The 14,208-nt window shown below is 32.5% G+C and carries 7 protein-coding genes; 1 reads left to right on the top strand and 6 read right to left on the bottom strand.

The genetic code is table 11. The annotated features are described in order from the left end of the window. Nucleotides 1-95 precede the first annotated feature (95 nt). The 5 genes from FF125_RS21755 to FF125_RS21735 all read right to left on the bottom strand — a co-directional run bounded on the left by FF125_RS21755 (nucleotide 96) and on the right by FF125_RS21735 (nucleotide 10,708). Complete coding sequence (locus FF125_RS21755) at nucleotides 96-344, bottom strand: hypothetical protein (RefSeq protein WP_138952317.1); 249 nt, start codon at nucleotides 342-344, stop codon at nucleotides 96-98. Between the two features lie 187 nt (nucleotides 345-531). Further along, nucleotides 532-1,860, bottom strand: a complete 1,329-nt coding sequence (locus FF125_RS21750) for a sensor histidine kinase (protein WP_138952315.1) — start codon at nucleotides 1,858-1,860, stop codon at nucleotides 532-534. A gap of 40 nt (nucleotides 1,861-1,900) precedes the next feature. After that, nucleotides 1,901-2,632: a LytR/AlgR family response regulator transcription factor gene (locus FF125_RS21745; protein ID WP_117880162.1), complete on the bottom strand. Its 732-nt coding sequence runs from the start codon at nucleotides 2,630-2,632 to the stop codon at nucleotides 1,901-1,903. Between the two features lie 67 nt (nucleotides 2,633-2,699). Beyond that, nucleotides 2,700-5,051, bottom strand: a complete 2,352-nt coding sequence (pbpC, locus tag FF125_RS21740; protein WP_138952313.1) for a penicillin-binding protein 1C — start codon at nucleotides 5,049-5,051, stop codon at nucleotides 2,700-2,702. Nucleotides 5,052-5,131: 80 nt separating this feature from the next. Then, a complete protein-coding gene (locus FF125_RS21735; RefSeq protein ID WP_138952311.1) occupies nucleotides 5,132-10,708 on the bottom strand; it encodes an alpha-2-macroglobulin family protein in 5,577 nt (1,858 codons plus the stop codon). 160 nt (nucleotides 10,709-10,868) lie between these two features. Here FF125_RS21735 and FF125_RS21730 point away from each other — a divergent pair, with 160 nt between their 5' ends. Continuing rightward, complete coding sequence (locus FF125_RS21730) at nucleotides 10,869-11,276, top strand: DoxX family protein (protein ID WP_138952309.1); 408 nt, start codon at nucleotides 10,869-10,871, stop codon at nucleotides 11,274-11,276. On the opposite strand, the gene FF125_RS21725 is transcribed toward FF125_RS21730, so the two are convergent. Further along, entirely contained in the window at nucleotides 11,268-14,180 is a 2,913-nt protein-coding gene (locus FF125_RS21725; protein ID WP_138952307.1) for an OmpA family protein, read from the bottom strand. The genes FF125_RS21730 and FF125_RS21725 overlap by 9 nt on opposite strands. Nucleotides 14,181-14,208 lie beyond the last annotated feature (28 nt).

The following is a 14,208-nucleotide window of genomic DNA, read 5'->3' as shown; positions in this document are numbered from 1 at the left end:
CTCAAATTAATAGCATTTTGAGGTTTTTTTGGAATAACTCTAAATCATTCCTTTTCATAGTAATTTTCCCTTATACGAATCAGTCACTTTGTTTTTTATGGATGTGAAATTACGGCAATGGTTTCTGTTTTTTTAAAAACCCAATCAGTTCCCGTTTTTATATACACAATGTTTTGTACTACTTCTTCTGCGTCCAATTTTATTTTAACCATCCTAACGTATCGCGTCTCATCTGCATTTTGCAATACCATACCTTCATCTACAAAACCTAATACTTTTCCTTTAGTGTCTACATTGCTTAATACTTCAGCATCTGATGGTTTAGAGAATGATGTTATAGACATTGGGTTTCCACGTAATAATATTTATATCTCAAATTTACGCTATGTTTTTGTTTGCATGAATTAAATTCAATGAATGAACTGAAAAGATTAATAAACGGTAAGATTTTAGCAGTAAATGGTAAATAAAGATTGCAAAATTAGGACAAAAATATACCTGAAAGCGTTAGTTTGAATTGAATAAAGCCTGTTAAAGTATCTTTTTGGGAAATTTGATTGTAACTTTTGTACCCGTATTATTATGATCAGAAATATCTTCAATAATTACATATACCTTTTGATTTTCATGTAAGAGCTTTATTCTATCTTCTGAAGCTTTTAATCCAAAAGGTTTTCTATCCGATTTATATTTTGCACGTTTAGCTTGTGATTCTTTTATGCCTACACCATTGTCTATTATTTCACACCGTATATTGTCTTCTTCATCGTAAATAGAAAGGCTTATTCTTTTATAGTCCTTTTTTGTATTAAACCCATGCCAAATAGCGTTTTCAATATAAGGTTGCATAAATAACGGTGGTACTTGAATATCTCTTAAATTGATACCTTCATCTATAGTTACAACATAGTCAAAGCCACCAATCATCCGCATTTGTTCTAGCTTTATATATAAACCTAAAATGCCTAAATCATCTTCTAATGGTATTGTTAAACTGGTAGAATTTTTGAGTACTTCGCGTATTAACCTAGAAAATTTTGTAATATAATCTGATGCTTTTTCTTTATCATGTTGTAATACAAAGTTATTAATAGAATTTAATGAATTGTACAAAAAATGAGGATCCATTTGAGTTTGCAAAACGGTCATTTTTAGATCATTCATTTCCTTTGTTTTTATGATCAGTTCCTTTTCAATTTTTATTTTATTTTTTTCATATGTTTTTAACTTATTACCAATTAACAAGGCTGTCATTAACATTTCTATTAATGCACCAAAATACATTAATAATTTGGGCTGCATACCCATAAAATGTTCATTATCAAATGCCATTTTTAATAAATATGCCGCAATTGCCAACGTCAAATAAGATACGGACCCAATAATAAAATAGGTAACATGCTTACCCTCTATTTTAGTTAAAACAAAATAGGTAAGTACAGAAAATACAGCAATTATAGGCATTAAAAATATGAATGCCCTTTCTTGATAGTTATGACCAAAAAAGAATTGAATTCCAATAAAAACGAATGCTATTATAAAAGTAAAACGCATGGCCAAAACAATCATCCGATCCCATTCTGGGATTTTCTTTTTTGTTTCTAAAACATCTCTACCAAAGGCAATATAAGAAGCCAATCCTAAAAGTAATAAGGGGTAATTTATATACTCATAAATTAAATCGAACCTACCATTGCTAATATTTTTAAGATAGTATAGGAAAAAACAAAGTAAAAATAAACTGTAATAAAGGTATTGTTTTCTTTTATTTAGAATGAAGAATATAAAGCTATATAATGCGGCAAACAACAAACCTCCTCTTATCCATGCGTATAATTCAGAACTTAATTCAAATAGCATAAAGGGGCGTTTTTATAAATCTAATGGGAAAATTAAATGATTAGAAAAACCTTTCCAACAATTCATTTTTTTTGTTTCTACTAACAGAAGCTTCTAAATTATTAATCAACGTTAAGACATCTCCATCTTTTTTAGAAAATTCTTTTACATGATTCATATTAACCAAATAGGACGCGTGAACTCGAAAAAACTCAGGATAATTAAATTTCTTTTCAACTTCTTTCAGCGTTTTAGTCACTAATAATGTTCTTTTATCACTTAAATGAACAGTAGTGTAGCTTTTATCTGCTTTTAACATTACAATGTCATCTCTGTCAAACAATGAAATTTTACCATCAGCTGCAATACTAATCTTATCATTTTTCCTTTTCAAATTTGAAAACAAAGATTGTAATTTATCTTCAATTACATTTTCTTTTCTAGACACTCTTACTTTTTGAACTGAGGTAATCAATTCATCTTTATCTACAGGCTTTAGCAAATAATCAATAGCAGAAACTTTTATTGCTTTTAAAGCAAACTCATCATGTGCGGTAGTAAATATGAGATCAAAATTGGTGTAGGATAATTGTTGTAATAGAGTAAATCCATCCATTTCTGGCATTTCAATATCTAAAAAAACCAAATCTGGTTTCTCTCTATCAATTGTATTTATGGCTTCTTTAGGGTCATTACATTTGATAATTTCTATGTCATCAATATAACGATTTAATTTCCATTCTAAAGCTTCGAGTGCATTGATTTCGTCATCAACAATTACTGTCTTTAACATGGGTTAGGGGTTGCAATTAGAGTTATTTAATGGCAAGATACTACATTTTCAGTATTTTACATAAAAGTTAATCTGTAATTTCAATTACTCGCTTAATTTCGTTGCCCAATTCATCAACAACAGTAACAATATGTTTCCCTGATTTTGGACGCAATGCCAATTCATGAAAAGTTTGGGTTGTGCCCACATAATTGGCGTCTAAATACCAGAATACTTTTATATCTGGTATATTATGAGCAAGCCTAAAAACCAACTGATTGGTATTTTCGTCAAAATCTTTTGGTAAAAATACTTTCACAGATTCCTTGGGGTAAATAAAGTCCATTACCGCCTTATTACTTGATAAACAACCTGGTAAAAATGAAGGTAGGTTCTTATAAGAAGGGTTTTTACGCTGGTAATAAAACGCCTCTAAAGGGGGCAAAACAAACCAAGAGGTATGTTTCATTTTATTAATAGGGTAACAAGAGGAGTTTACCTGATGTTGTTCACTTTCGTCTAAATGTACCCATACATGATAGGGACAAGCCTTGGTTTTTAATCCAGCTCGTTGTACAAAAACAGAATCTTTTTGCACACAAATTTCAGAAGCCCTATACCCACTTTGAGCACACACAGGAATTTTTTCTAACTCATCAAATGGCTTGGTAAACCATTTACTTCTAGGTAAAATATCAAAAACGTCAAACAAAATTGGAGCCGCAGTTGAAACGCCAACTAATCCTGGTCTCCCTTCACCATCAGCATTGCCCACCCATACGCCAACAACATAATCTTTGGTTGATCCTATTGCCCATGCATCTCTAAATCCGAAACTAGTGCCTGTTTTCCAAGCAATTTCTTTTGAGGAATCAAAAAATTCCCAGTTTTCTTCTCCTTGAGGTCTGTTTACTTCCTTTAATGATTCATAAGTCATATAAATAGACCCTGCATCAAATATCGTTTTTTCGGTAGATAATTTTCCAAAATCGACTTCTGTATCTGAGAGAAAAGTAGGGTTTACAAACTCATTGGTGTAATACTTACCACTGGTTTCTTCGTAATGATTAATGGTTGATGACATGCCAGCATAACTTTTACATAAATCCCATAAATTACTTTCAGCACCACCCAAAATTAGTGAAAGTCCATAATGATTGGCATTGTATTTAATATCTGTTAAGCCTAATTTTTGTACGTAATGATGAAACCTGTCCAAGCCGAACTGCTGTAACATTCTAACTGCAGGTACATTTAAAGACCTTGACAAGGCTCTACTCGCAGGTACGGCACCATCGTATTCTAAATTAAAATTTTTGGGGTTATAGCTCGCTATTTGCGTGGGAACATCTGCCACCAAGGTGTTTGGCAAAATTTCTCCAGCATCAAGCATTGCAGCGTATAAAAATGGCTTTAAAATACTACCTGTACTTCTCGGTTTATCAACAACATCTACATCTTTTTGATGTTCATTATCTGTGGGAGCATTACCCACATAAGCCATTACTTGTCTCGTTTTAACATTTAATACTAATACACCTATATTATAAATTTGATTTTGTTGTAGTGTATTGTAATTGTTCTTAACAATAGTATTTACACGTTGCTGTAAGGCTTTATCTACGGATGTTTTAACTCGTTTACCATTATGCTCACTATGTGCAGCTTGCAACAAATGTGGAGCAATTTGTGGTAAAGGAAACGGTTTTTGAGGTAGTGTTTCTTGAATAGCCAATTCATATGTCAATTCATCGATCGTGCCATCATCAAATATTTTTTTTAATAACCTATTCCGCTTTTCTAATAATCGTTGTTGATTTTTACCTGGATAAATTAAACTTGGTGCATTTGGCAACACAGCTAGTGTTGCACTTTCCGCCCAAGATAAATCATTTGGGTTTCTGCCAAAATAACGCCAAGCAGCAACATCTAAACCCACTACATTTCCTCCAAAAGGAGCATTTGCGGCATACAATTCTAGAATATCATCTTTACTACGGCGAAACTCCAATCGCGTTGCAAGAATAATCTCAATTAACTTTTCAAAATACGTTCTACGTTGACCTTTTCGTGATAAACGAATTACTTGTTGTGTTAAGGTACTACCACCACGCTTTACACTTCCTGATTTTATATTTTGCCAAAAAGCTTTTGCAATAGAAACAGGATTAAACCCAGGATGTTTATAAAAATAAGCATCTTCAAAAGCAACAATCGAAGCTGAAAATTTTATGGGAATACTATCTGAATTTGGAAAACGCCATTGCCCATCCGTTGCAATTTGAGCTCCTAATAATTGTCCGTCTTTACTTTCAATAACTGTAGATGTAGGCTCCGAAAATAGTTCGTTTGGTAATGAAAAATAATACCAAATTAAAAGTGTTACAATAATAACACTCTTGATTTTATGGGTTTTAATTAAGGAAATTATTTTGTTCATTGTGCATTTTCAATTGCAGAAACAAAACCTACAAAGCCAAAAGACCTTGTAGGTTATATTATTAGGTAAAAGTAAGGCAATTATTTAATTACCTGAATCCACTGTCCTTTGTCTCGCACAAAATAATCATTGTCGTACATGGCTTCTGCTTGTATACCTGGCAAGTAATATTTACCTAAATAAGAAGCGTTCAATTGCACAGTAAATGTTTTCGTTTTTTGTCTTTCTAAATCAAAATAGAAATTGACTCTATCATCTCTAATATCTGTGAAATTAGCCTGACTTGTGGTAGAATTACCATAATCAGTGAAGCGAGTATTTATAATTTCCCATCCAGAAGGGAAAATTTCCGTTAACGCGATATTAGCAACATATTCGTATTTTAAATTGCTCACGGTTACTGTAGCTGTAAAATCGGTTCCTTGAGCTAATTTTGTAACATCTATACGTCTTCCGTCAGTATCTTTATATACTACTTGCACACTTAAATTCCGCTTTTCTACCATTTCTTCTCCCAACGGTAAAATTCCAGAATTCAACACGGTAACATAAACCGTATTCGCTTTTTTATTGGTTACTTTTAGACTATTAGCACCATCTACAATCTTCAATTTTCGTTGGGCAATAGATTTTTTAGTACTAACAGCATCACTTTTAGTTCCATTGTTACTGAATGCTACATTCAAATCTTTACCTCCACCAATTTCTACCATTTTTGACATCGCCAATAAACTGTAAGCTGTTGTTTGCGTACTCATCCATCGATCAGCTGACAATTCTTTTGCTAAATATTCGGACAATTCTCTCGATTTTGGATTGTCAGTCAATAACATGGTTTCCATTGCCATAGCTCTATTTCTGTTCGTTGAACCGTACGTATAATAATCATACGTATTCGTTTCAAAATGGATATTTGCTGTTTGAGCTATTTTCTTAGCCACTTCTTTTTGTCCTGCCAAGGCATACGCCGCTGCCAATCTCCATTTTGCATCGTTAGAAAGTTGGTTGTATTCACGTAATCTGTTCATTGAACCTAAATCAGCATGACCCGCTAAAGCTAAGGTATATAAACGATATGCTTGTGCTAAATCCGTATTGTAACGTCTAGCGTTTGCTCTCCAATTTCTAGCAGCTTCTTGTTGATATTTTAACCAATTGTTCATAAAGGTTAAAGGCATTACATACCCTTTTTTCTGTGCTTCCAGCATAAAATGGCCCGCATAACTTGTACCCCAATCATTGGCATTGTTTTGTCCCATCCAATAGCTCAATCCGCCACTTGGAGTTTGATATCTGCCCAAACGTTCTACTGTCTTTTTAATGTTATTATCAATTTCTTGTTTTTTATCAAAAGTCAAGTCCAAAATATCTGTCAAATACAATTGAGGGAAACCGCTTGACGTAGTTTGTTCTACACAACCATGTGGGTAACGAATTAAATACTGTAACCTTCTTGTAAAATCCATCGGAGGCAAGGTAGAAAACTCTACGTAAGCAAAGCTTGTTCCTGGTACTCCAAAACTAGTAAAGTCAATATTTTGAGATGCATTCGGTTCTAAAACTACTTGCGTTGAACGTGAACTTACCGGGTTGGGATTTACAACATCAATTTCTACTTTGTAAGATGATTTCTCTCCATTTCCAGATGCTAAAACTTCAATAGTACCAATTCCTTGAGCTTTACTAACATCTAACTCAAAATATACCATTTTCTCATCTGGTTTATCAAAAGATACCGATTGCGTTTGTTCACCAACAATAGTGATTCCATCACTCAGCTTTAAAGTTATATTCGCTCTTTTTACTTTGTCTTCCATTGCAAAAATAGTAACAGGTAGTGTCACTTTTTCACCGGGACTTAACTTCCTTGGTAAGGAAGATAATACCATAAGTGGTTTACGAACAGGAGTCGTTTCACTAGCACTTCCATAAGCTTCTTTAGAATTGTCACCAGCAATAACCATTGTTCTAACTGAACCAATGTATTTAGGCATTTGTATTTCGTGTGATGCTGTTTTTCCTTTATCTAATGTAAAAGGTCCTAAATACGTAACTACAGGCTTAAATCTATTCGCTTTTTTAGGTTTTTTAGGTCCTGCATCTTCATCGCCACCAATGGCGAAAATTTGTGCAATTGTTCCTCCATAAGCTCCAATTACATAATCGAAAATATCCCAAGTTTTTACACCTAGTGCTTCCTTACTATAAAATTCATCCCAAGCATTTGGGGTGTTAAATCGTGTTAAATCTAATAAACCATCATCAACGACTGCTAAGGTATACGTCATTGGTTTACCTTGTTTTTCACTCACTTTAACTGTAAATTTCTCTTCAGGTTTCAATACTTTTGGCATTGAAATTTGAGGTTCTAAAATTGTATTGGGATCTTTAACCATCAACGGAATTACACCATACATCCGAATTGGCAAGTCATTTGCTGTTGAAGCATGTGGCTGTAACAATGATATGTTTACAAACACATTAGGAGCCATTTCTTTTGTGATGTCAATTTCAGTTGTTGTTTCACCTTTTTGGGTTTTAATCCATTTTTGATCAATAACTTCCGTTCCATTTTCTATACTGATTAAAGCCCTACCTACTGTTCCTGATGGGAAGGTAATTTTTGCTTTTTCACCTACATTATAATCGGTCTTATCAGATGAAAACACCAACATTGTAGCCCCAGAAGCATCGCTACCAGCAGGTCTTTTCCACCAATCTTTATAAAAATAAGCCGTTCTACCTGTTGCATGACCACTTTCTGGATCATATACGCGTATGAGGTATCTTCCACCCTCTTCATCGGGTACATTAATTTTAAAAGTGCCCTTGCCATTAGCAGAAGTATTAATTACTTTGGTTAAAATTGGTTTGTGGTATTGACTACCTACATACGATGCTAAGTCGTCATAAGACGAATTCCACCACCAACGCCATTCTACTTTATATACTTTTACTTGAACTCCTTTTTTAGCAATGGGATTCCCTTGGTTATTAACCGTCACTAGATCAAACTCAACATCTTCATCCGTAAAATAAGAACCATAAGCCTTCGCTTCTGGAGATTGTAAGCCCACAAAAGCATCATAAGGTGCAAAATTCTTTGAAATGACGTCAATGGAGAAGTCGCCACCGTTTTCAAATGCTCTCGTTAAAAATGACGCCCTTAACATACCTGGAGCTTTACTATTAAAACTCAGTTTTTTTGTCAAATTTGCATTTCCTTCAGCATCCAAGTTTCCGTCAAATACGGTTACTTCTTCTGGAGTAAATTTTCTAGTTGGGTCAGAGAAAACATAATTTGGATACTTATCAAAAGCTGTTGAGGTACTTGTAAATTTGACTTTTACATCAGCTTTCAAATTTTTAGCATCTGCACCATGAAGCCATTTAACGGATAGTTTTCCGTCAATAGGTTTATTGGCGGTTAAAATTTCATCTTCAAAATCAATGGCAATTTTTAAACGATTTGGCTTTACCGTTTCTACTTTTAAAGCTTTATAGAAATTGGCTCCACCTACACTTATTTTAGCATTCCAATTACCTGTAGCAGCCGTTTCATCCGTGACGACGGTAAACTTATGGAAGCCATTTTCTCCATCAGAATCAATTAATTTATGCGTTAATTTACCATGAGGATCTGTAATTTCTAACTTAACAGGATGGTTTTTTGGTAGCGGATTTGCAACATCGTTTAATACAAAAGTTAAATGAATACTGTCTCCAGGCCTCCAAACACCACGCTCACCATAAATATAACCTTTTAAACCTTTTTGTAATTGCTTACCCGAAACATCAAACTTACTTAACGATAGTGAATAACCATCATTTAGTTTAAGATAAGTTTTTTGTCCAGAATGTGAGACCACCGCAAAATGGGCATTTTTTTCTGATTTATATAAGGCAAAGCCTTGACTATCCGTATTTACAGTACCTATTTCTTGTTGTTGGAAATTAAACAATTCTATTTTTGCACCAGAAATAGGAGTGGTTGTTAAAATATCTGTTACGGCAAAATGATACGATTTATCAACTCCTTTTTTGGCAATAACACCTAAATTGGTTGCCATTACATTAGCCGTAGCAATATTATTTTCATTAAAATAATACGCCTCTTTACATGGGTTTTCTCTATCCTCCCAATTATAATATCTGTGGTTTTTATAATTGTAAATCAAGTTATCCCAATATTGTTCTTCGCGTTCTTCTAATTCATCTTCGGCAAGGTTGGTATCATCATAATCATCCTCTTCAAAATACGCATCGTAATCTTCAGTTTCAACGTTAGTAACCAATTGACTTCCATCGCAAGTATTTAAAGCATACTCTTGGGTAAAACTTAATTCAATTCTATAAATCGCCCCAGGATCTGCTTTAATCATCTTAGAAAGGTCTACAGCATAGGTTTTCCATTTACCGTCATTTTCTATATCAGATTTTATTAACGTCATGGTTTGTTTAGCTACACGACGACCAACACGTCTTATACTGTAACTATTAATACCATTAAGATTTTCTTCTTGTAAGAATTGTAAAATATTGTTCTCAAAAATTTTTATAACTCTAATGTCTACCGCTTTTAAATTAACGGCTTCAAAATTGAGTTGCAAATTTTTTGAATCTGGCAGAATTACACCATTACTCATTAATTTAACCGCTGGTTTTAGCTCTTCAAAAGCAATTTGTTCCGAGAATTTTTTCTTGAATTTAAAACCGTATACATTGGTTATACCAGAAAAAACATCTACTTGTACATTACCCTTTAATCGTGTTCCTGGATAAACTTTTAATACATTTCCATCAACTACATATTTTAAATTTTGAGCTCCTGCTATTGCAACCAAACCTTTAAAATTCTGTTGCTTTTTAATTGGATCTGAAAAATTTAATGCTAAATGTTGTTCAGGTGATTGAATTACATCTGCATTCACGATTGAAAAATTGCTAATACCAGGGATAACTCTTTTTGCTTCACCTACATTATCAATTCCAACTTCTTTACCTGACCATTTTATATCTATTTCTGAATCGTCTTTTAATCGTTGTATGCTATCAATTTTAAATTGATATACCGAAGAATTATGTGATACAGGCAACCATTTTACGGACAATGGTTTGCCATTTTGAGTTACACTAACTAATTTTTCTACTATTTCTAATGGAATTACATCAGCAGAGCGTAAAACACCTTCAATGTATTGCCATTCTTTACTATATGATTGTAAGTTATTTGTATTTAAAGCAAAATTTGGTTTAATTGTTTTAAACTTAAACGTGTATTCTTTAAACTCTGATGGCAAGTTTAAGTACATTTTTGAAAGGTTTACCGTTATTGTATATTCGGTATCTGGTTTTAAATTTTCATCCGGGTTAAAAACAAATGTTCTAGAATTTAATGCCTTTAATTTTCCTTTTACAGCTGGTGATATCGTAATAAGATCTTCTGAAATTTCTGTATCAGGCTCCCAACCTTCCACTTCTTTCGCCAAACCTATTTGTAAAGATTCAGTAACAGAGACAACACCTGAAGTAGTGTAATAAATATAATCTTTAAATTTAAAAAGGTTATCAGTATCTTCTTGGGGATTTTCTTTTTTACATGATATTACAATTATCAATAATAAGAATAGGCTAAAAATACGATTTAAGAACTTCATTATAAAAGGGTTAAGTTAGAATACTGCGTATACGCTACAATAGTACTATATAACCCCAAAATTAAATGATTATTGTACAATTTGATACATGAATGGCGGGGTTTATTGCATCCCTGAAAAATGGGGGTTTTTTCCTTATCTTTGATTAAAACCAATAACCATGGAAAACCTATATAACACAGGTATAAAATTTGCCCCACAACTTTTAATCTTAGTATTTATTACCATTACCTTTTTACAATCTGGTATAGACAAAATAACAGATTGGCAAGGAAATGTATCTTTTTTAAAAGATCATTTTGCAAAAACATTTCTAAGAAATAGTGTGCCGTTATTACTAATTATCATTTTGGTAAGTGAAGTAATTGTAGGTTTTTTAAGTATCGTAGGCATAATACAAGTATATATTTCTGAAAGTACTACAATAGGCTTATTAGCCGCTGTAATAGCCTCAAAAATATTATTAATGTTGTTGTTCGGTCAGCGGGTTGCAAAGGATTACGCAGGAGCTATGACCATTGTAGTTTACTTTATGGTAACTGTATTTGGTGTTTATATTTTAAGATAGCGTTAAAACATTTTCCCCTACATCTACCCCGTCAATAAAAATATTAACAGTATATGTTCCTTTAGTGAATTTATGCACTATTTTATCAATGAACATTACCGCCTTAATACTTTGTTTATTATAATAAAGTGTAGTTAAATCCGTATATGGTTGATTATCTCCATTTTCTAAAGTAAATACACCTTTTTCATTGACTATTTTTCCTTGTGGCGATTTTATAACAACATAAGCATCTTTGTAACCCTTAACGGCTTTTGTGTTCGGTTGAATTCTAAAAATTACACGCAATGCATTTATCTTTTTTGCATTATACGTTTCAACATATTTACCTCTTTTGCTTTGCATGGCTTTTACACTTACCTCACTAGCTTTAAGAACTACCTCTTTTTTAGTTGTTGGCTCAATTGCTGCTGTTACTTTTTTTTCTATTTGCTTTACTTCTGATTGATTGATATCATTTTCCTCAGATTCTCGTTTAGCTTTTAAATCGGCCAACAAGTCGTTTGGATCAGTTGTACTAATTGCACTTTTCGTTTGGGCATCTTCACGTTCAAAGTTAAACTTTTCCGCTACTTTTTCTTCAGCCTTAGCAGTGGCAACTAATTTGTTAATATCTTCATCGATAGGTTCATTTTTAACTGAGGTTTTCTGATTTTCTTCCGTTATTGGTACTATCAACTGAGGTTTTTTTTTCTCCGTTTTTTCAGCTTCTATTGAATTATAGTCTTCGTTACTTTTTTCAATTTCATTGTTTAACCATTTTGCTTCTTCACTTAAAGTTTCCTCTTCAGGATTAGATTCATTTAAGGCACTTGTTTTATTTTCTATTTCATTAGTTGTGGTTACATTATTAGTTAATGATTCAGAAACTAATACTTCCTCTTTTTTTTTGTTTTCAATAATAGATTCTTTAATGACTACATCTTCTTTTAATTCTTCAGTTATAATTGGTTTATCATTTTCGGATAAACTATTAACTGGAGTAGAAGTTACATTTACAATTTCTATTTCTGGCTCAATTGCTTCTTCTATATCATCACTTTCTTCTATCAAAGTTTCTATTTTTTCTGTCTCATTATAACTAGAAGTTTCTACAACTTTTTGAACTGACTCTTTAACTTTTTCTTCGAAAATTTCGGTTTGATCACTTACTGAATTATTATCAAAATTTTCTATTGAAGCTTGTGGATTTATAAATGCAATTTCAGTTCTTCTATTCTTTTCATGTGCAGCTTCACTACACTCAATTCCATCTATACATTTATTCACCATTTTACTTTCTCCATACCCTTTCGCTTTTATTCTGCTTCTATCAATACCTTGAGATACTAAATAATCAGCTGATGCTCTTGCCCTGCGTTCTGATAGCTTTAAATTGTAATCACTATTACCTCTTGAATCTGTATAAGATGATAACTCCACATGAATACTCTTATTATTCCTTAATATATCACCTAACTTATCTAATTCTCTAGCTGCCTTAGCTGTAATAATTGATTTGTCAAATCCGAAATAAACAGCTTCAACGGTAGCTTCATCTTCTTCTGCAGAAGTAGCAGTCTCAACCACATTAGCCATCGTTTCTACCTCCTCTTTATAAGCCTCCTTTTCTTCTGCTTCTTCAATACTCTTTTTAACTTCCTTGATTTCCTCAGCTACAGCGATAACTGTTTCTTCATCTTCAATTGAACCTATTAGTGTATTATCATTTTCAATTTCTTCAGCTGATTTCTTAATTAAAAATTTGTTGGCTTCCAACGTTGGTGCTTCTAAATAATTAGCTGTATTCACAATATGATCTTCCGTATTGTAATTTTTAGCTCCTGCTTTAATTGTATATGTTTTATTACAGTCTAGGGTTATAGAATACATACCATCAGCATCTGTTCTAAACTCTTCAATTTCTGCATTTTCTCCGTCATATAATGTAATAATTGCATCCTCAATTATTTCTTGTGTACCATTATCTTTTACGATACCCGTAATTTCTTGAACACAAGGACCATCCTCTTTTGTTTTTTCAACTAAAAAAGAATAAATATCATAATTGTTTTGACCTTGTAATCTGTTTGAAGAAAAATAACCCTTACTATCACTACCATTAATAATAAAAGCAAAATCGTCATTTAAACTATTAATTGGAGCATCTAAATGTTTGGCAATGGCCGTTGGATTTTTTAGATCAATCGTATAGATATCTAAATTACCTAATCCGTCTTTATGATTGTCAGATGAAAAGTATAATGTTAAATCTTCAGTAATATAAGGTGTCACTTCATTTCCAGAAGTATTAATTTTATTGCCCATATTAATAGGGTCTCCAAAACTACCATCATCATTTATGGCTACCATAAAGATATCTAACCCACCTAATGAAGAAGGCATATCAGACGTGAAATATAACTCTTTACCACTTTTACTTAAAGAAGGTTCCCCAAAAGAATAACGATCATTTGAAAATGGTAATTTTTTAACGTTAATCCAATTTCCTTCAGCATCAACTTCAGCCTTAAACAATTGCTCTTTATCTTTTCTCTTAGGTGTCTTTCTATATTTCTTAGCTGAATAGTAAACAGTTCTTAAATCTGAACTATAAGACGCTCCAGTTTTTGTTACCTTATTTGTTGGTAATCCCTGGATTTGTTTTTTCTCAACAATGTCTCCTTCTTCACCTAAAGTTGCCAAAAATAAATTTGATTCAGATAGCTTCAAACTATTCGTACTAATTTTTTCAGTGTTTGGAGATTTGTATATAAACTGATTGTCACTTAAAAAAGTTACACCATAATCTGGTTGTGTAGTATTGGTTTCTAAGTATTTTATTAAATACTTACTCTCAGCAGTTTGTGAAAAAACTGAAATTGAAAAACACAATAGCGTTGTAAATAATATAAATTTCTTCATTATTAAATCTAAGTTCTGTTAGCTTATT

It is taken from the genome of Aureibaculum algae (genome assembly GCF_006065315.1).
Classification (GTDB): domain Bacteria; phylum Bacteroidota; class Bacteroidia; order Flavobacteriales; family Flavobacteriaceae; genus Aureibaculum; species Aureibaculum algae.
Note: the sequence above shows the minus strand (reverse complement) of the source record. Positions and strands in the feature narration are given on the sequence as shown.

Excerpts from the sequence above, each read along its gene's own strand:
- FF125_RS21755 (WP_138952317.1), bottom strand. The coding sequence starts at position 344 with ATGTCTATAACATCATTCTCTAAACCATCAGATGCTGAAGTATTAAGC.
- FF125_RS21750 (WP_138952315.1), bottom strand. The coding sequence starts at position 1,860 with ATGCTATTTGAATTAAGTTCTGAATTATACGCATGGATAAGAGGAGGT.
- FF125_RS21745 (WP_117880162.1), bottom strand. The coding sequence starts at position 2,632 with ATGTTAAAGACAGTAATTGTTGATGACGAAATCAATGCACTCGAAGCT.
- pbpC (WP_138952313.1), bottom strand. The coding sequence starts at position 5,051 with ATGAACAAAATAATTTCCTTAATTAAAACCCATAAAATCAAGAGTGTT.
- FF125_RS21735 (WP_138952311.1), bottom strand. The coding sequence starts at position 10,708 with ATGAAGTTCTTAAATCGTATTTTTAGCCTATTCTTATTATTGATAATT.
- FF125_RS21730 (WP_138952309.1), top strand. The coding sequence starts at position 10,869 with ATGGAAAACCTATATAACACAGGTATAAAATTTGCCCCACAACTTTTA.
- FF125_RS21725 (WP_138952307.1), bottom strand. The coding sequence starts at position 14,180 with ATGAAGAAATTTATATTATTTACAACGCTATTGTGTTTTTCAATTTCA.